A 19,585-nucleotide genomic window follows, 5' to 3' on the forward strand; every position below is an offset into this window, starting at 1 on the left:
TCGTGGTCTGGCGCTGCGGAAAGGCGGGAAAGGGGCACTGCGCGACGCGCGGTCGCGTCGCTCAGGCCGCCAGGGCGGGCACGGCCTCCCGCCCCGCGGGCGGACGGTACTTTCCGGTGATACGCGGCGCGTTGTCGAAGACGTGGTACATCCGGTCGACGATCTCCGGTGCTGGACCGGCACCCGGGCGGTCGTTGTAGTCCATGATCTGCCGGGCCAGCCGGTGGAACTCGATGATGTCCGGCATTTCGAGGCCCTTGCCCAGAAGGTAGGGAAGCGCCCAGAAGTCGAAGTTGTATCCCGGCATCCACAGTGAGTTGGTCACCTGGTCGAACAGGGCGTGGCAGGCGTCCACGGCACCGTTGATGTCCATGGTGTTGTGCCGCCAGTTGTACTCCCGTCCGGAGAGCCCGAACTCGGCCGCCTGCTTCTGCACCGGCGCGCGGTGGTTGTACCACCAGGGTTCGGTGCGCCAGAAGGTCGGGCCGACCTCGTTGATGAAGTCGATGGTGTTCTGGACGGTCTTCTCGGTCTCGCCGGGGAACCCGGAGATGAACGAGGCGAAGGTGTCGATGCCCCGCGCGTGCAGGCGTTCGATGCCGACCCGGTAGCGGTCGAGCGTGGCCACCTTCGACATGTTGCGCAGGATCCCGTCGTCGCCGGCCTCGATGCCGAGGAAGACCGCGCGGCACTTGCTCTCCGCCATCAGGTTGTAGGTCTCCTCGTCGCGGGCCGTGCCCGCGCGGAAGAAGGAGTACCACTGGAATCCGAAGTCGTTGCGCGCCATCATCCGGCACAACTCCTTGAACCGGGGTCCGGGCACGTTGAAGGTGTCGTCGATGAACACCATCTGCTTGACGCCCATCCGGTCGAGCTGTCGCAGTTCCCGTTCCACGGTCTCCACACTGGCCAGCGTCAACGCGCCCGCACGTATCGGGTAGTCGCAGAAGCTGCACTTGAAGGCGCAGCTGCGTGCGGTGCGGGTGTGCACGGTCGGGCCGAGGCTGTCGCCGAACATGGACCAGTCGATGGCGCACTCGTCCAGCACGTTGGCCTCGGCCTTGATACGGGTGAGTTTGAAGTCACCGGCACCGGTGGGCAGCAACAGGTTCGGTACGTCCTTCAGGTCGCCGCCGTCGCGCAGCGCCGCGGCGACCTGGGTGAGGGTCCACTCTCCTTGGGACTCGTTGATGTAGACGTCGGCGTCCATCCACGCCAGGACCTCCGAGAGTTCGTCCTTCTCCAGGTCCTTGAGCAGGTTGCCGACCAGAGGGCCGCCCACCACGATCGTCGTTTCGGGCAGCACCTCGCGGATGAAGCGGGTGATCTCCACGACCGGGTTCGGGATGATGTAGTACGTGGTGGTGATCGCCACGGCGCGGGGGCGCCGGGTCTGGAGGATGTCGCGGATGCGGTCCTGCTCGCAGCCGAAGAGACTGGTGCACTCCGCGGAGAAGCCGTGCCTGAGCAGGTAGTTGGCCAGGTAGTGGGCGGCGAGGTTGGGTGTCTCGCCGCCGTGTATGTAGACGTTCTCGTCCATCTTTCCCGCACGGTGCAGGACTTTGTTCATCACGTCCATGTACGGCAGCCGTTCGCCGTCGAACAGCAGATGGTCGCGCATGAACATCAGGCGCTCGGGATCCCGCGCGCCGCGGTTGCTGACCCGGTTCCACTGCTGCGAAAACGGTACGTCGTTGTAGCCGATGATCAGGCAGTCCAGGTCGGAAGTGGTGGCCATGACTGAGCTCCGGTCTCTTCGGGAGGGCGGACGGCGAGGCGGAAGGGGGTCAGCGCGAGGGCTCTTCGTTCTTGGTCAGCGCCAGCAACCCGGCCGAGAACATCTGCACGGTCGGCCGGCGCAGCAGGACGTCGAGAGGAACCTTGCGGCCGAGCGCGTCCTGGACGGCGCCCATGACCTGTACCGCGCGGAAGGAGTCCCCACCGATGTCGAAGAAGTCCTCGTCACGGGCGAGCCGGGGCACACCCAGCACCGCCCGCCAGATCCCGGACACCAGATCTTCCATGCGGTCGGGGGTGGAGAGGTCGGTGGCCGCCGGAAGCGGCGTGGGCGACGCCGGGCGTTCGGCCAGGGCACGTTCCGACAGCAGCCGCCGGTCCAGCTTGCCGTTCTGGGTCAGGGGCAGCGCGTCGAGGACGGCGATGGCGGAGGGCAGCATGGCCTGCGGGAGCCACTCCCCCAGGCGTTCGCGCATCTCGTCGGGCAGCGCCGCCCGATCCGCGTCCGGCTCCGGTACGACGAAGGCGTACAGCCGTTTGTCGCTGCCGTCACCCGCGGCGACCACGGCGGCCTGGCGCACCCCGGGACAGCGCAGCGCCGTCGCCTCGATCTCCCCGGTCTCCACGCGCACCCCACGGATCTTCACCTGGTGGTCGATCCGCCCCAGGAACTCCAGTGCGCCGTCCGCGTGACGGCGGGCCAGGTCCCCGGTGCGGTACAGGCGGCCCTCGGTGCCGGGAACGCCGGTGACGAACCGCTCGGCCGTCAGCTCCGGACGGCCCAGGTATCCGTCGGCCACCCCCACGCCTCCGATGTAGACCTCGCCCGGCTGCCCGTCGGGGACCGGCTGGCGGTTCTCGTCGAGGAGGTGCACGGTCGTGTCGGGTATCGGCGGGCCGATGAGCACCAGATCCGGATCCGGGTGGCGCGGGCAGGTCCAGGCGGTGGCGAAGACGGTGCACTCACTGGGCCCGTAGATGTTGGTCAGCGAGGCGGTGGAGCGCGCGTGGAAGCGCCGGACCAGGTCGGGAGCGAGGGCCTCGCCGCCGACGATGACGTACTTGAGGCCGTCGTAGCGTTCGTCGCCGTCGCGGTCGAGTAGGAACAGCTCCAGCAGCGACGGCACGCAGCAGAGCGTCGTGACGTGGGCGTCACGGATCAGCTGGGCCAGGTGGGCGGCGTCGCGCTGGCGTCCCGGTTCCGCGATCACCACGGCCGCGCCGACCAGCAGAGGCCAGTACAGCTCGGCGAGATACAGGTCGAAGGTGCAGGTGGTGTGGTGCAGGACGCGGTCGCCCGGTCCCATCGGGTGGCCGCTTTGGAAGGCCACCATCCGGGAGGCCACCGCGGCGTGGCTGATGATGGAGGCCTTGGGGCGGCCGGTGGAGCCGGAGGTGAACAGCACAACCGCGGGTGCCTCGGGTGCGCCGTCGGTGTGCGGCCGCGGAGTGCGCGGCGGCGGCAGCCGGCGGCCGTCCAAGGACAGGACCGGCACCGGCGGGTCGAGCCGGGCCGCGCCGTGCGGATCCGTGATGACCAGGCGCGGGGCGCAGTCCTCGATCTCGTGCCGGGTCCGCTCGGGCGGGTCGCCCACGTCGAAGGCGACGTGGGCCGCGCCGGCGAACACGACGGCGAGGACGGACACCACGAACTCGATGGAGCGCGGCTGATAGACCGCGACCCGGTCGCCGTCGACCACGCCCCGGTCGCGCAGTGCTCCGGCCAGCGCCAGGACACGGTCTTCGAGTTCGCCCGCCGTGACGACGACGTCGCCGTGGATGAGCGCGGGCAGGTCCGGCTCGCGCTCCCACTGCCGCAGAAGGAGGCGGTCCAGCCGCGCTTCGGCCGCTGCCTCGGTCAATTCCATCACCGTGCGCCTTCCTCGTCGTGTGGCCTCATGGGTGTCGCGTCGCGCCGTGCGGCCGGCCGGTGAGGGCTCACCGGAAGTGGTCCAGGTTCGCCTTGATCGCCCCCACCAGCTCGGCCGGGCGTTCGACCAGGAGCATGTGGCCGCCCGGCACCCGGGCCTGCCGCGTCCGCTTGGCGAACGGCGCCCAGCCGGCCACCCGTTCGGGCGGGCACAGCGGGTCGTCCTCGCCGGAGATCACCAGCAGGGCAGAGGTCAGCACGGGTTCGGGCCCGCTCCGGTAGTCCTGGACGGCGCGCATGTCGGCGACGATGAGCGGCAGGTAGGTGTGGGCCATGTCGTCGTCGGCGACGTGCTCGGGGACGTAGCCGAAGCCGCGTACCGCGGCCATGAGTTCCGCGGTGTCGTCGCCGTCGGGCAGCAGGCGCGTGGTGTGCGGCGGACGGTCCACCGACCAGTAGGAGACCGTGACGAGACCGGCCACCAGTCCCGGGGCGGAGTCCTGCAGCGCGCGCACCGCCTCCAGGGCGATCACGGCGCCGGCGCAGACGCCGACCACCAGCAGAGGTGCCGTGCCCGGCAGGGCGCGTGCGGTGGCCGCCACATCGGCGGCCAGAGTGCCCAGGTCCCCGACCGGCTCGCGGATACGGGACTCACGGCCCGGCAGCCGCGCGGCCGCGAGCTGCCAGTCCGGCGGGAGGTGCGGGCTCAGCACGCGTGCGTTGGCCGCTCCGGCTCCCGAGTGCGGGACCAGCAGGACGCGCCACGCGGCCGTGTCCGGGTCACCGCCGATCAGTACATAGGGTTTGCCTGCCACGGCTGTCTCCGATCGCTGTCGTCGTACGCCCGGGTCACCGATCCGCTCCGTCAACGGGCCCGGCCCGGTCGATGTGTGCTGCCGGGCGGGGCCCGATGTGCGCGAGGACCTCGGGGCGGGTCATCTCCTCGTGGGTGCAGTTGGCCACGTGCCGCACCAGCTCTCCGCCGACGTACGGCAGCCACAGCTCCGGTACGAAGGCTCCGCCGTCCCGCCGGTCGGCGGCGGCGATGTGCACCAACGTTCCGGTACGTGCTGGCGTGCCCCGCGGGAGACGGCCGTGTAGACATTCGCGAGCCGGGATCGCAGGTCTTCGGCGATACCGAGGCCGGCCGTCTCCAGCTGGTCGACGCAGAACACCGGTGTGCCGTCGCCCGTGGGCCGCCTGGTCACGGGTGAGGGTCGCGCCGGTCGGATTGTGCGGGAAGTTGACGACCACCATGCGGGTGCGGCTGGTGAGCAGCGGGCGCAGGGTGTCCAGGCAGGGCCGGAAGCCGTCCTCCGGACGGAGCCGCCAGCGCTTGATTCGGCAGCCGATGGCCTCGGCGACTGATTGCAGCGAATGATGGGCGGGGTCCACGACCACAACCTCGTCGCCGGACGTGAGCAAGGCGTTCATGGCCGCGAAGATTGCTTCGGTGAATCCGTGGGTGGCCATGATGCGGTCCGTGTCCCCGGCGCCGAACCGGACCACCAACGCCTCGCGCAGCTCCCGGCCTCCGTACGATTCGCTGTCGTCAAAGGTGAGAGCGTCCAGCTCCGAGGGGTGGATGCCCAGCAGTTGGCGCAGCTCCGACAGACTCCAGGACTGCACGCCGCTGCTGCCCAGGTCGATCTTCGTGTCGAAGTAGAAGTCGCGCATCCAGTCTTCGAGTGGCGCGTGCGGAAGTCTCATGAGGGGTCGCTCGCCGTCAGTTGCGCCCGGAGGGCAGCGGCAGTGTGCGGGAGTTGGGGTTCGCGCAGGATGCTGTAGTGGTCTCCCGGCACCTCCACAACGCTCAGTGGCCCAGTCACCTGGTGGGACCAACCGTGGTCCACCGCGTCACCCAGCCGCCCGGAGCGTGCGGCGAGCAGGGTCACCGGTCCCGGGTAGGGGGTGGCAGGCCGGTAGTGGTCCAGCGCGACGGCGTGTGCCGCGTACGTTCGGAACAGGCGGTCCAGCAGGACCAGGTCGTCGTCAAGTGAGAGCACACCGGCGGCCTTGGCACGTGCCAGCAACCGCTCGAGGCCGGCGCGCACCCCGATCTCCGCAAGGTCGGTATATGACAGGCTGAAGTCGAGGTCCAGGTTGCCTCCCCAGTCTGCGGCAAAGTCGGCCAGCAGCGCGACCTCGTCCTGCTCACCGCCGGTGGCGCCATGCAGGTGGGCCGTTGGATGCGGTGGGTAGCTGTCCAGCATCACCACCGGGAGAGGCCGACCCGTCGACTGGAGGAACTGCCGGGCCATCTCCAGGGCGACGGCACCTCCCATTGACCAGCCCGCGAGGAGGAAAGGCCGGTCGGTGGTGGCTTTCGGTAGGGCGGCCAGGTAGGAGGCTGCCATGGCCTCGATGCGGTCGCGTGGCACCTCGTCGTCGCTGAGGCCGCGCGCGACCAGGCCGTAGACGGGCCGGTCCGAGCCCAGTTCGTCGCACAGCCCGGCGTAGCACAGGACGTTCCCGCCGATGGGGTGGACGAGGAAGACGGGCGCCCCAGCACCGCTGCCACGCAACGTCACCAGGGGTGACGCGTTGCCCGTGGCGTCCTCTTCGCTCAGCAGGGCGGCCAGCTGCTCGACCGTGGGTGCCTGGAAGACGGCGGCGGGCCGGACAGCCCGGCCGCCGGCCTGCTCGATGCGGGCCACCATCCGCATGGCTGAGAGGGAGTTGCCGCCGAGGTCGAAGAAGTTGTCGTGCAGGCCGATGTCGTCCCGGTGCAGGACCTCTGCCCAGGCGTCCGCGACCTGGCGCTCGTGCGGGGTGCGTGGCCGTTCGGCGGCTTCCCTCGCCGGCCGGTCAACCGTCGGCGCCGGCAACCTCGCCCGGTCGAGCTTGCCATTCGCCGTGAGCGTCAGCGCCTCCAGCACCACCACGGCTGCAGGTACCATGTACTCCGGCAACACCGCCGCCACATGCGCCCGCAAGAGGGCGGATTCAGTGGCGGCGCCCGTCGTCGGCACAACGTACGCGACGATCCGTTTGTCACCCGGAACGTCCTCGCGAACCGTGGCGGCAGCCTGCCGTACAGCTGGATGCGTCAGGAGCGCGGACTCGATCTCGCCGAGTTCGATACGGAAGCCGCGGACCTTGACCTGGTCGTCCGTGCGGCCGAGGTAGGCGAGTGTTCCGTCGGCGTTCCATTTGACGAGGTCGCCGGTACGGTACATCCGCTCGCCCGGAGTACCGAAGGGGTTGGGCAGGAACCGTTCCGCCGACAGAGAGGGCTGCCGGAAGTACCCCCTGGCCAGCTGTATACCGGACAGATACAGCTCCCCGGGGACACCGGTGGGAACGAGCTGGAGGGAGGCGTCCAGCACGTAGACCTGTGTGTTGTCGGTGGGCCGGCCGATCGGCGTCGGACCGTCGTCAGGGCCCATGGGCCGTCCGGTCCACGCGGTCACGGCGATGGTGGCTTCGGTCGGTCCGTAGAGATTGTGCAAGGGGACGTCAAACATGGCGTCAAATGCACGATGCAGCTCGGATGGCAATGCCTCACCGATGCAGATCACCAGACGCAGGTCAACGCATGCGCGGGCCATGCGGTCGTTGAGGAACAACTGGAGCATCGAGGGGACGAACTGGACGACTGTCACCCGCTCGTCCTGGATGAGCCCAGTAAGGTAACGGGCGTCCCGGTGACCGCCCGGCCGGGCCACCACTATCGTGGCACCCGACACCAAAGGCCAGAACAGCTCCCATACCGATACATCAAATCCCACCGGCGTCTTGTGCAGAACGCGGTCGGCCGCAGTCAGCTTGTACTCACGCTGCATCCACGCGAATTGGTTGATCACGCTGACGTGAGAGACGGTCACACCCTTGGGTCGGCCGGTGGAGCCAGAGGTGTAGATGACATAGGCCGGGTGCTCGGGCAACAGGGGTCCGTTGCGGTCTACGTCGGTGAGGTCCGTACTGTCCAGATCTGTCAGGAGCGACACCGTCTCCGGGGTGTCGAGGAGCAGGACCGCGGCGCCGTGCCGCTCGGACAGCACGCTTGTTTCCTGGACAGAAGTCTCCGTGATGATGGTGACGGGTCGGGCGTCGTCAAGCATGTAGCCGATGCGGTCTGCGGGGTAGTCGAGGTCGATCGGTACGTATGCTCCGCCGGCCTTGAGTACGGCCAGCAAGGCGACGATCAGGTCTGCCGATCTGGGCAGAGCGACCGCGACCAGAGACTCCGGGCCGACGCCTCGCTTGACCAAGGCCCTCGCGAGACGATTCGCTCGCTCGTTCAGACCGGTATATGACAGTTCCTCCCCCTCGAAGGCGACCACGGCCTCCACCGAAGGTGGCACCTGCACGTCGGCCACGCGTTCGGGCCCGACGCCGCGCCTCCGCGAGGAGCGGGCCAACCGCTCGGCACGGGCGTCCCATTCGGCGTAGGTGGTATCGACGCCGTCGCAGAGCACGGCCGAGGCGTCTGGTGTGCGGCGCACCTGCTCCTCGATCAGGCCGTGCAGCGTGGTGGGCGCGCCCGGTACGGCCGGTCCCAGTCCCTGTCGCAGTAGCCCCGACGCCTCCTCGGGCAGGAGCAGGTCCACGCTTCCCAGAGTCCGCTCCGGTTCAGCAAGGAACTGGGCGAGGAGATGCGCATAGCGCTGACTCAGCCGCTGCGCGGTCTCCGGCTCGAACAGGTCGGTGCGGTAGCCGATCTCGCACCGTAGCGTGTCGCCATCCTCCACCACGTCCAGGCTCAGGTCGAACTTGGCGTCGCGCGTGGTCACTGCGCAGGGGGCGACCTCGATGCCGGGAAGCTGCACAGGGTCCTCGGCGCCGGTGTTCTGGAGGGTGAACATGGCCTGGAACAGTGGGTTGTGGCTCAGGGTCCGCTCCGGCTTGAGCTCCTCGACGACCAGCTCGAAGGGCACGTCCTGGTGCTCCAATGCCTCGAGCACCGTCTGCCGGGTCCGCCGCAGGTACGCCCGGAACGTGAGCTCGTCCGCGGCCTCTCCGCGAAGCACCACGGTGTTGACGAAGAATCCGAGCAGCGCCTCCAGTTCGGTGCGCGGCCGACAGGCAACGTGGGATCCCACCAGGACCTCCCGCTGCCCCGACAGTCGGGCCAGCAGTACCTGGTAGGCAGCAAGCAGCACCATGTAAAGGGTGCAGCCCTCCGCGCGCGCCCGGGAGCGGACGGCGGCCGTCAAGTCCGGAGGCAGAACGAAGGCAAACTGCGCACCGGTGTACGACGCCGCAGCCGGACGGGGCCGGTCCGTCGGCAAGGCCAGTAGGCCAGGGGCACCGGCCAGGGCACGCCGCCAGTAGGCGAGCCCCTCGGTCAGGGCGCCTTGGTCGAACCGGGTCTGCTGCCACACGGAGTAGTCGGTGTACTGCAACGCCGGTTCGGCGAGCGGCGAGAGGCGGCCCGCCCCGAACGCGGCGTACAACGCGGCTAGTTCGTCGAAGAGAACGCCGAACGACCAACCGTCGAAGACCGCGTGGTGGAAGACCAGCACTAGGGTGTGCTCAGCCGGGGCCGAGCGCACCAGCAGCGCGTGGAAGAGCGGCTCTTCGGCCAGGTCGAACGGGCGGGACAGCTCGCGCTCGGCCAGCAGGCGCACCGCCGCGGCCCGCTCCGCCGACGGGAGCGCGCTGACGTCTCGCACCGGCAGCCGGACCGGGCCGGCGTCGTGGACCACCTGCATGGGGACGCCGTCCTCGGCGGTGAAGGTGGTCCGCAGCACCTGGTGCCTGCGGACGATCTCCGTCAGGCATCGCTCCAGCAGGTCCGGGTCGAGAGGGCCGCGCAACGTCATCGCTTTGCCCAGATTGTAGGCAGACCGGTCACCCGGCTCCATGACCCGGTCCAGGAACCACAACGCGCGTTGAGCCGTGGATGCGGGCACGGGCGCGGCCCCAGCGAGACCAGCCTGCAACACGATCGAGTCGGTGTCGAAGGGGCCGCGCTGCCGCAGCCGAAGTTTCTCCGGCGACAGGGCGGACACGGACAGACTTAGCTCGCTCATCTGATTACTCGGGATCCGTGGCGGCAGCATGACGTCGAGGTCGCCCTGGACCGCTTCCGGCCGTTCGTCCGCGTTCTGGAGCGTGAGGGCCAGTTCCGCCACCGTCGGCGCCTCAAACAGCGTCCGCAGCCCCATCTCGACGTTGAGCACGTCGCTCACCCTGGCGATCAGCCGGGCCGCCAGCATGGAGTGACCGCCGATGTCGAAAAAGTCGTCATCGAGTCCGACCGAGGGCAGGCCGAGTACGTCGGCGAACAGCTCGCGCAGCACGGCCTCGAGGGGTGTGCCCGGCTCCCGGTCGGCCGGTCCGCAGACAGGCTCGGGCGCGGGAAGGGCTGCCCGGTCCAGCCGCCCGTTCGGCGCGGTGGGCAGATCGTCAGTCACCAGGACGGCCGCGGGCACCATGTGGGCCGCGAGCAGGCCCGCGACGTGCCGGCGCAGCTGTTGCGGTTCGACGGTCGCGCCCGGGGCTGCCACCACGTGGGCGACCGGGCGCGGGCCGTCGGTGTGGTCGGCTATCGACACGACCGCCCGCTCCACCTCCGGGTGGCTCCGCAGCGCGGCCTCGACTGCGCCGGGCTCCACGGGCAGGCCGTGCACCAGGACTCGATGGGCGGCGCGTCCGAGGACGACGACCCGCCCCCGATTGTCCAGGCGGGCGAGATCGCCGGTACGGAACATCCGTGCCCCGGGCGGTCCGTAGGGGTCAGGGAGGAACCGTGCCGCAGTGCGGGCCGGACGGCCGTGGTACCCCTGTGCCAGACCCGCGCCGCCGATGTACAACTCGCCGTTCACGCCCGGAGGAAGCCTGCGCAGGTCCGCGTCGAGCACCCGGGCGCGGACCCCGGCGGCCGGGGCGGCCGGGAGCAGCCCGGACGGGGTCGGCCGGAGCTCGGCTGTGAGGGCGAGGACGGAGGTCTCGGTCTGCCCGTACCCGATGGCCGGCGCGTGTTCGCCGTCCGGCTGGGCGCCCGGGGCCGCCGGGCCCTCGTCTGTGAGAGCCAGGACCCGCACGCGACCCGAGCCGTCGCCGGGTCCGGGGCGGACGAGGGTGAGGTGGTGGGACGACGGCTCGTCGGCGGAGGCGGGAACCAGGTGGGCGCCGGTGGTCAGCGCCGTGAAGGTTTCCAAGAGAGCGAGGTCGGTTCCCGGGGCGCCGTGCAGACGGACCGAGCTGCCCGGCGTTACCGCCAAGGTCGCGGCCGTGTGGTCAAGCGCGTTCGCGAGGCCGTCATGGGTGAGCAGCACTCCGTGCGGTTCCGCGTCGTCCGCGCCGGTGTACAGCAGGAAGGCCGCCTGGCCGGGCAGGACGTGGGTCGGCCGGGAGGTGCGGGTGAGTGCGGCGATGTCGGCGGTGAGGGCTTCGTCGTCGAGGAGGAGGACGGTTTCGGCGTCCAGCGGCTCGCGGAGTGCCGCCTTGTCGGTGATCACCAGAGCCGGGCGAGCGTCGGCCAGGACAGCGCGCAGCGTGTCCGTCGGCGCCTGGAGGTCGACGGGCAGACACACGGCACCCGCCTTGAGGACCGCCAGTGTGACCAGGACGTGGTCCGGCGACCGGGGCAGAGCCACGGCCACGACCGTCTCCGGGGTGACGCCGTGAGTGGTCAGCCACTGGGCGAGCCGGGCCGCGCCGGCGTCGAGGTCGCCGTAGGAGACGGTGCGTTCGCCGTCCGAGACGGCCGGCTCCTGGGGCGTGGCAATCGCGTGCCGCTGGACCAGGTCGTGCAGGCAGGCGGAGCGCACCGGTGGTGCCGACTGCTCGGCGAGCAGGAGCCGTTCCTCCGGGAGGAGCATCTCCAGGGCGCCGATGGGCGTGTCCGGCTGCGCCACGACGCTCTCGAGGAGCTGCCGGTAGTGCGCGACCATGCGCGCGACGCCTGGCTCGTCGAACAGATCGGTGGCGTATTCCACGGTCACGTCGATGGTGCCGTCGCGCTCGACGGCCGACACGTTCAGGTCGAACTTCGAGCGGCCGAGCTCGATGGGCAGGAGCTGTCCCATCTCCAACCCGCTGAAATGGGTCCGCTGTTGCCATTCGTCCTCGTCGTGGGACTCGAACACGACCTGGACGAGCGGGTTGTGGCTGAGGCCGCGGTGCGGGGCCAGTTCCTCCACCAGGCGGTCGAAGGAAAGCGCCTGGTGATCGTAGGCGGACAGAAACGTGGCCCGGGTGCGGCGCAGGTGCTCCCGGAAGCTCGGATCACCGGTCAGATCGCTGCGCACCACCAGGGTATTGACGAAGTAGCCGATCATCTGCTCGAACTCGCTGCGGACCCGGCCGTGGACCACGGTCCCCACGCTGATGTCGCGCTGTCCGCTGTAGCGGGACAGGACGACCTGGAAGCCAGCCAGCAGGACCGTGTACAGGGTGCTGCGCTCGCCGCGGGCCAAATCGCGCAGTCGCTCGCTGAGTTCGGCCGGGAAAACGGCGGTGTACTCCGCTCCGGCGTGCGACTGTTCGGCCGGGCGCGGCCGTAGCGTCGGCAGGGCCAGCAGGCCCGGTGCGCCGGCGAGCTGTCGGCGCCAGTAGCCGATCAGCCGCTCCAGCCGCGGACCGGTGAGGTGGCGGCGCTGCCAGCGGGCGAACTCCGGGTACTGGGGCGGGGGCGCGGTGTTCGGGAGCGCACCGCCCGCGACGAGAGCGTTGTAGACCTGGGAGAGGTCGCGCAGGGCCACGTCCACCGAGACGGCGTCGAAAACGATGTGGTGGACGACGATCGTGAAAACGTGTTCCTCGTCTGCCACGCGGATCAGCCGGAAGCGGGCCAGAGGGCCCTTCTCCAGGTCGAAGGCGGTGGCGACCTCTGCGGCGCACAGGTCCTCCGTCCGCTGTTCGCGTGCGGGGCCGTCCAGCTCGCGCAGGTCGTCGACCGGGACGGGTATGCGGAGCTGGGGCTGTACGGCCTGGAGCGGGCGGCCGTCCTCGACGGTGAACGTGGTGCGCAGGGCCGCGTGCCGGGCGACCAGCGCGTCCACCGCCCCAGTGAGCGCGTCGGTGTCCAGACGGCCGCCGAGCCGCAGGCGCCAGCCAATCGTGTAGAGCCGGTCGTTGGGTTTGATCTGATCGATGAGCCACAAGCCCTGCTGGGTGACCGAGGTCTCGCAGGTCTGCGGGCCGCCGCGCTCGCGCAGCGTCCGTTCCACCAAGGCTCGCTGCTCCGGCGGCAGGTCGTTGAGCCGGGCGAGGAGTTCCGCGACGTCCATCAGCGCGTCCCCCGCCGTTCCACCAGTGCCTTGCGCAGGCGGGCCAGCCCTTCACCGAAGGCGTCCTCGGCGCCGCCGAAGCCCAGACGGACGCGGTCGGAATGACCGAAGCCGGAGCCGGGGACCAGCAGCACGTCGTAGCGGCTGCCCAGGACCTGGCAGAGGTCCTCGGTGTCGGTGACGCCCCGGAAGGCGGGGAAGGCCGTGACACCGCCCGAGGGCGGAGTCCAGGACATCAGGTCGGCGTTCTCCTCGGCCCATGTGCCCAGCCGGCCGAGATTGCGAGCCGCCTGGGCACGGCGGTCGGCGAGAATGCGGTCCGCGCCGGCCAGGGCGCGTGCGGCGAGGAACTCGGTCACGGGCGACAGACAGATCGTCAGGGCGTCGCGCAGCGGCACCAGACGGGCCAGGATCTCCGGCGCGGCCAGGCACCAGCCGACGCGGGTGCCCGGCAGTCCGTAGGCCTTCGACATCGTGCCCAGACCGATACAGCGGTCGTGCAGGGTGGCCGGGTCCGGCAACTGCTCACGGTCGTGGACCAGTTCGGCAAAGGCGCCGTCCCACACGAGGTGCAGGTCATGGCCGTCCACCAGGGCCAGCAGATCGTCGAACTGTTCACGGGTGAGGTGGGCGCCGGTGGGGTTGTGCGGGAAATTGACGACGATCATGCGGGTGTCGGGTGTGACCAGGGCGCGCAGGTCGTCGAGGTCGGGCGTGAAGCCGCTCTCGGGACGCAGCTGCCAGCGCACCAGCCGGCAACCGATGGCCTCGGCGACGGACGTCAACGAGTGGTAGGCGGGATCCACGACGACGACCTCGTCACCGGCGGACAGCAGGGCGTTCATCACGGCGAAGATCGCCTCGGTGGAGCCGTGGGTGGTCATCACACGGTTCGTGTCACCGGCGGCGAAGCGGTCGGCGATGGCCTGGCGCAGCGCCGCGCCTCCGTAGGAGGGGGTGTCGTCCAGACTGATGCCGTCCAGCTCCTCGACGGTGATCCCGAGAAGGCGCCTCAGTTCGGCCAGGGACCAGCACTGCACGCCGCTGCTGCCCAAGTCGATCGAGGTGTCGAAGTAGAAGTCACGCATCCAGTCCTCCAAGGCGGCGCGTGGCAGATGCATGGCGTGCTCCTGATTCGTGAGTGGGACGCGGTCCTTCGGCGAGTCCTCGGGGCGTTCTGGTTGAGACTTCGGGGGCGGCAGCCGGCCGGCGCCGGTCACGGCACGGGATGACCCTCGCGCGCGGTGCGGCTCTGGGCGGTGGCGGAGGTGCGGGACAGGCCGTGCAGGACTTCGAGCGCGGCCGTGACGCCGCTGCCGGGTCGCACCGGGTGGCCGAACTCGGCCAGGCCCAGTTCAACGGCGGACAGCGCGGTCAGTACGTCGAACTCGTCCATGAAGCCGCAGTGTCCGATCCGCAGGACGCGGCCGTCCAAGGGCGCCTGCGCACCGGCCAGTTGCAGGGCGTAACGGTCCAGCAGCCGGTCGACCAGTGCGGTCGCGTCCACGCCCGCGGGCATTTCGGCGGCGGTGACGGCGCTGTGCCGGTCGTCGTCCGGTGAGAACAGCCGCAGTCCGAGACCGTGCACGCCCGCCCGAGCCATCCGGCCGAGCCGCACATGACGGGCCAGGACATGGTCCAGGCCCTCGGCGTGGATCTGCCGCAGGGCCACGTCGAGCTGGCTGATCAGGGAGATGGCCGGAGTCCACGGGGTGCGGGGGACCTGTGCTGCGAGTGCTGTCCGAGCCTCGTCCCAGTCGAAGTAGAAGCGCGGGAGGCGGGCGTGCCGGTGCTGTTCCCAGGCGCGTTCGCCGACGCTGGTGAACGCCAGGCCGGGCGGCGTCATCAGTGCCTTCTGACAGCCGCCGACGACGACGTCGACGCCCCAGTCATCGGTGCGCAACTCGCAGGCGCCGACCCCGGACGCGGAGTCCACCACGGTGATCAGCGGTGCGCACGCGGCCGCGAATCCGCGGATGTCGTTGACCACGGCGGTCGAGGTCTCGCAGTGGACGGCGATCGCGGCCTTCAGGCCGGGGCCGGCGGCCGCCGCGGCGATCCGGGCCAGGTCCAGCGGCTCGCCCCAGGCGTGCCGCACCTCGGTGACGTCCAGCCCGAACGCGGTGGCCATCTGGACCCAGCGCTCGCCGAAGGCGCCGTTGGCGGCGACCAGGACCCGGTCGCCGGGCGCGAACAGGTTCTGCAGGGTGCCTTCGAACGCTCCGGTCATGCTGGAGGTGAACAGCAGCACGTCGGCGCGGGTGCGCAAAGTCCGCTGGAGGTTGGCGACGACCCGGGTGAACACCTCGGCGTAGGCCTGGGTGCGCTCGTCCTCGACGGGCAGCACCGCGGCCGCGGTGACCTCGGGAGGTGTCGGTGTGGGACCCGGGACCATCAACCGGTATTTCCTCATGGGGCGGTCACGCCTTTCGCTGGAGGCCTGGGCACGGAGGGGCGCGAGGCAGGGGTCAGAAGACGACACGGGAATCGGCACTCACCCGGGCGTCCCGGGACTTGCGCAGGTCGCGCGTGACGTTGACCCGTCGCAGCCAACGATCGTGTCCGTCGTAGCGGGCCTGGTAGGGGTTCCTGCCGTGGACGGCCTTGTAGTTGTCGATGAAGAGCACATCGCCCGGTCGCAGGGCGATGCCGGTCAGCTTGGCGTCGATCTGCTCGACGAGGGCTTCGAACGCGGCCGCCGCCTCCGGGTCGTCGGCCGTCCGGTCCATGAAGTAGGGATCGAGCCGGCCGTAGGGCGTCCGCGAGTCGCCGAAGAGAACCGGCACCTTCTCGGGAGCGGCGTTGACCCGGTCGATCCTGCGGATGCTGCGTTCGATGACGTCCGCCGGTGCCTGGAGACGGCTGCGCGCGGTGCGGTTCTCCGGCTGGTGGGAGTTGTCCGGGCGGATGACGTAGCGCGGGCCGGCCAGCGCCCGCCTGGTCTCCGCGTCCAGCTCCAGGTCGTCGAAGAGCGCGTAGGTGGTCTGCACCGCGTCCGGGTTGCGCAGGCACATGAGACCGACGTACTCGGCGCGATACGGGTGGAACGCGTCCTCGGTGTGCCATGTCAGCGGCTCGGCTGTGGACGAGTTGAGCTGGGCGTGCTCATGGCCCTTGATCGGCACCACGTCGTGCAGGAGCCGCCCGTCCTGCTGGGTGGCCCAGGCTATGGGGTCGCCCAGCAGCGAGGCACACATCAGCAGGAACATGTCCTCGCGTCGGGTACGACCGTCGTCGTCGGCTTCGCCCCACTGCGCGGGCGTCGCGCCGATCCCGGCGTCGTCCACCCGGAAACCGCTGATCACGCACCCACCGGAGGGTTCTTTGAGACGGAAGGCGTTCAGCCGGGCCCGCAGCGGTCGCGGCATCTCCTGCGCGCGCAGGGCCACGGCGTCGAGGAGCTGCTCGTCGGTCGCCGGCTCCTCGGCGAGCAGCTCCTCGACGAGGGTGTCAATCAGCGCGCGGTCGGCGTCAGTCAGATCTATCCGGTACATGCTCAGCTCCGTGGGAAGGTCCGGTGCCCGGTGGTGCCGGTGGTCATCCGTGTGCGGCGTCGTCGGCCGAGGGGCCCTCCAACCCCAGCAGGGTGAGCGCCTGCTCCTCGGAGAGACGGTCGATGTCGGCGAGGAGGTCCTCGAGGCTCAGCTCGTCCTCCGGGTGCGGGGACACCTCCGGTGCCGAGGGCCGCGCGCCGAGCTCGGTCAGCCGGTATGCCACGTCCAGCACGGTCGGCAGGTCGAAGAAGTCGGCCAGCGGCAGGTCGACGTCGTAGCGGTCGGCGATTTTGCCGACGAGCCGCACGGCCAGCATCGAGTAGCCGCCCAGCGCGAAGAAGTCGTCGTCCGCACCGATGCCGTCGTCCTCGAACGCCTCCCGCCACAGGGGCAGCAGACCGCCGAGGATGCCGAACGCAGGGAGCTCCGCGTGGTCCACGGAGCCGTCCTCGGCGCGCGGAAGCTCCGGCACGGGGACGAGAGCGATCCCGTCGGACACGGGATGAGCCTCCTGCTTCAGATGCCGGCGCAGTTCCGCCACGTCGAAGGCGTGGCCGTCCTCGACGAGGACGTACACGACCGGCTCGCCGTCGCTGTGCGTGATGCCTATGGCCTCACGCACCGCGGGATGGCGGTGGAGTCCGACCACGCAGGTGTCCAACACATGCTTGGTGCGATCCATTCGGTTGACCCAGACTCTCTGCTCGTCACTTGGTCGCTTGCGTCCGGTACTGCGCTGCGGCAGTCCGCGATGCGACCGCCCACGTAAAACCCTAGGAACGCCGGGAGCCGAGGGGCAATGAACGGCCGGATCAACTACGGTCAGAGGTTCGCGGAAACGCCTCAACAATCCGCTGAGAGCATCACGTCCGCACCGCTGTCGACTACGCAAATCCAAGAAATAGGCTCCTGAGGAGTTCCCCTGTTTCTTGTCTCCGCTCACCGGATGAAGTGAGAGAAGGAATCATCGTGATGGAAACACAGGAAAACGCCGAGCAGTTCGCGGTGGTCGTCAACGACGAGGAGCAGTACTCGATATGGCCCGCCGACCGTGCGCTGCCGGAGGGCTGGCAGAAGGAGGGGCGCACCGGTACGCGCGAGGAGTGCCTGTCGCACATCGACACGGTGTGGACCGACCTGCGTCCGCGCAGCGTGCGGGAGCGCGCCGAGGCGCACGGCTAGGTGGCCGCGAAACAGCGCGACGGGCTGCGACTGTTCGGGCTGCCGCCGCAGGCGTGCGAGCGGGTCGCCGCACTGTGGCCAGGCCCGCTGGCGGGCGTGGGACCGGATGACCGCAAGACGTCCGGCCCCTGCGCCGCCGCACTCGTGTGGCAGGGCGACGACGCCGAGGTGGCGGCGTTCCTGGGCGCGCACCCGGAGTGCCGTTGGCTGCACACCACGGCCGTGGGCGTGCCGCAAGCGGTGCTGCGGCACGCGGACGCGACCGGTCTCACGGTCACCAACGGCGCAGGGACGCGCGGCAGCGCGGTGGCGGAACACGTCCTGGCGCTGCTGCTGGCCCACTTCAAGGGCCTCCCGCAGACGCTGGCGGCGCAGCGGGAGCGGGACTGGAAGGTGCCGGTCGCCGCGGAGCTGCGCGGCCGGCGGACCGGAGTCCTGGGCCTCGGGGACATCGGCCGCCGGACGGCCCGCCTCCTCGACGCGTTCGGGGCGCGGGTGACGGGCTGTCGGCGCAGTGCGGGCGGCAGCCCCGGTTCCGGCTTCCCGGTTCCGGGGGTGTCCGCGGTGTACGGGCGCGAGCGGATCGAGGAGTTCCTGACCGGACTCGATGTCCTCGTGGTGGCCGTGCCGCTGACCGAGGAGACCGCCGGGCTCATCGGCAGCGCCGAACTGGCGCTGCTGCGGCCGGGAGCCGTGCTGGTCAACGTCGGCAGGGGCCCGGTGGTGGACGAGGTCGCGCTGGTGTCCGCGCTGCGCACCGGGCGGCTGGCCGGCGCGGCTCTGGACGTGTTCGCCGCCGAGCCGCTGCCCGCGTCGTCTCCGCTGTGGTCGGAGCCCGGAGTGCTGATCACGCCGCACAGCGCGGACGCCACAGCTGAGACGGACCAGCGGTGCCTGGAGCTCCTGCTGGACAACCTGACCCGGTTCGGCGCGGGCCGGCCGCTGCGCAACGTCGTGGATCCGGCGCGCGGTTACTGATGCCCGGGGTTCGGGCGCGGATCGGGAGACAGGGGCCGGGGGCCGCACGCCTGTGTGCGGCCCCCGGCCCCTGTCTCCCGATCCCGCCTGGTCATCCCGCGTGGGCGTCAACCTGTTCCTGGTCGTATCCGTGCTCCTGTCGCTCGCGGGCCGGGCGTGGCCGTGGTGATCGCACCAGGACGCGTTTGAGCCAGCGGTCGCTGCCGTCGTACCGGGGCGTGAAGGCCAGCCTGCCGTGCACCACGGCGTCGTTGTCGATGATCAGCAGGTCGCCCGGTTCCAACGGGACGACATGGCCGTTGGCCTCCAGAGCGTGACCGAGCCGGTCGAAGGCGGCGATGAAGTCCGGGTCGTCGGTGAGCCGGTGCGTGTAGGAGGGGTCGTAGCGGATGCCCAGAGCGCCGTGCTCGCGGTGCCAGAGCGTGGCGATCCCGATCGGCCGGCGCAGCTCCGCCTCCCGGTCGGCGTAGCTGTCGTCGGGCAGCACGACGGTCAGGGGCCGTTGCAGCTGTTCGACGTCGGCTGCCGTCAGGGGCGCGCTGGTGGCGCTGGAAAGTCTGCTGCCGACGTCGTCCGGGTTGCGCACGCAGGCCAGCAGCAGGATGTCGGCCCGGTACGGGTGAAAGGCGTCCTCGGTGTGCCAGGCGAGCGGGACCACGCTGCCGGCGCCGACCTGGAGGCGCTCCTGACCGGGGCTGGGCAGGATGTTGTGGACGATCCGCCCGTCCTGCTGGTTGCGCCAGCCGAACACCCGCCCGAGACGGGAGGCGACTAGGGCCAGAGCGATGTCGAGATCGGCGTTGCGCCGAGGGTCGCTCGCCCGCCAGTGCAGAGGCGTGGGGCCCGGGTCACCGCAGTCCAGCAGTCCTTTGACGACGCGGTGACCGATGTGCGGATCGGGAGGCTGGACGAGTTCGTCGAGGCCCGCGGCTAGGCTCTGCGGGAGCCGCCTCGCGTCGGGAGCGGACAGCACGGTGTCGCCTGTGGCGCCGCCGGCAGCCAGCGTCCGCGCCGCTCGCAGGAGGTCCTTCCCGAGCTCCCGGTCCGCGCGATTTATTTCCTGCACCGGCATGCGGTCTACCTTTCAGGGACCTTTCAAAAAATGGAGGTCGCTCCGGCAGGAGCCGACCGGTCAGTGAACC

Annotated in this window: 12 protein-coding genes; 2 read left to right on the forward strand and 10 right to left on the reverse strand. The window is 70.3% G+C overall.

Going from position 1 to position 19,585, the window contains the following annotated elements:
• Positions 1–61 precede the first annotated feature (61 nt).
• The 9 genes from C4B68_RS01205 to C4B68_RS01245 all read right to left on the reverse strand — a co-directional run bounded on the left by C4B68_RS01205 (position 62) and on the right by C4B68_RS01245 (position 16,965).
• The gene (locus tag C4B68_RS01205; RefSeq protein ID WP_099505108.1) at positions 62–1,738 is read right to left on the reverse strand and encodes a PhpK family radical SAM P-methyltransferase; all 1,677 of its coding nucleotides are present in this window, start codon (positions 1,736–1,738) and stop codon (positions 62–64) included.
• Between the two features lie 49 nt (positions 1,739–1,787).
• The gene (locus C4B68_RS01210; RefSeq protein WP_099505107.1) at positions 1,788–3,605 is read right to left on the reverse strand and encodes a non-ribosomal peptide synthetase; all 1,818 of its coding nucleotides are present in this window, start codon (positions 3,603–3,605) and stop codon (positions 1,788–1,790) included.
• A gap of 70 nt (positions 3,606–3,675) precedes the next feature.
• The gene (locus C4B68_RS01215) at positions 3,676–4,422 is read right to left on the reverse strand and encodes a thioesterase II family protein (RefSeq protein ID WP_167458974.1); all 747 of its coding nucleotides are present in this window, start codon (positions 4,420–4,422) and stop codon (positions 3,676–3,678) included.
• Positions 4,423–4,456: 34 nt separating this feature from the next.
• Entirely contained in the window at positions 4,457–5,317 is an 861-nt protein-coding gene (locus C4B68_RS01220) for an aminotransferase class I/II-fold pyridoxal phosphate-dependent enzyme (RefSeq protein ID WP_099505105.1), read from the reverse strand.
• Positions 5,314–12,789 (reverse strand): amino acid adenylation domain-containing protein, encoded by a 7,476-nt coding sequence (locus C4B68_RS01225; protein ID WP_099505104.1) that lies wholly within the window; start codon positions 12,787–12,789, stop codon positions 5,314–5,316. The genes C4B68_RS01220 and C4B68_RS01225 overlap by 4 nt, the downstream gene beginning before the upstream one ends.
• A complete protein-coding gene (gene vioD / locus C4B68_RS01230) occupies positions 12,789–13,910 on the reverse strand; it encodes a capreomycidine synthase (protein ID WP_099505103.1) in 1,122 nt (373 codons plus the stop codon). The genes C4B68_RS01225 and vioD overlap by 1 nt, the downstream gene beginning before the upstream one ends.
• Before the next feature lie 95 nt (positions 13,911–14,005).
• Positions 14,006–15,202, reverse strand: coding sequence for a pyridoxal-phosphate-dependent aminotransferase family protein (locus tag C4B68_RS01235; protein ID WP_099505102.1), 1,197 nt, complete (start codon positions 15,200–15,202; stop codon positions 14,006–14,008).
• 55 nt (positions 15,203–15,257) lie between these two features.
• A complete protein-coding gene (gene gntD / locus C4B68_RS01240; RefSeq protein ID WP_099505101.1) occupies positions 15,258–16,283 on the reverse strand; it encodes a guanitoxin biosynthesis L-enduracididine beta-hydroxylase GntD in 1,026 nt (341 codons plus the stop codon).
• 43 nt (positions 16,284–16,326) lie between these two features.
• Positions 16,327–16,965: a phosphopantetheine-binding protein gene (locus C4B68_RS01245; RefSeq protein WP_099505100.1), complete on the reverse strand. Its 639-nt coding sequence runs from the start codon at positions 16,963–16,965 to the stop codon at positions 16,327–16,329.
• Between the two features lie 290 nt (positions 16,966–17,255).
• Between C4B68_RS01245 and C4B68_RS01250 the strand changes: the two genes are divergently transcribed.
• Together C4B68_RS01250 and C4B68_RS01255 are read left to right on the forward strand one after the other, a co-directional pair.
• On the forward strand, positions 17,256–17,465 hold the full coding sequence (locus tag C4B68_RS01250; RefSeq protein WP_099505099.1) for an MbtH family protein: 210 nt from the start codon (positions 17,256–17,258) through the stop codon (positions 17,463–17,465).
• Positions 17,466–18,443, forward strand: coding sequence for a D-2-hydroxyacid dehydrogenase (locus C4B68_RS01255; protein ID WP_099505098.1), 978 nt, complete (start codon positions 17,466–17,468; stop codon positions 18,441–18,443).
• Between the two features lie 91 nt (positions 18,444–18,534).
• On the opposite strand, the gene C4B68_RS01260 is transcribed toward C4B68_RS01255, so the two are convergent.
• Positions 18,535–19,515 (reverse strand): TauD/TfdA family dioxygenase, encoded by a 981-nt coding sequence (locus C4B68_RS01260; RefSeq protein WP_099505097.1) that lies wholly within the window; start codon positions 19,513–19,515, stop codon positions 18,535–18,537.
• Positions 19,516–19,585: the final 70 nt, after the last annotated feature.

This window comes from Streptomyces dengpaensis, from assembly GCF_002946835.1.
Taxonomy (GTDB): domain Bacteria; phylum Actinomycetota; class Actinomycetes; order Streptomycetales; family Streptomycetaceae; genus Streptomyces; species Streptomyces dengpaensis.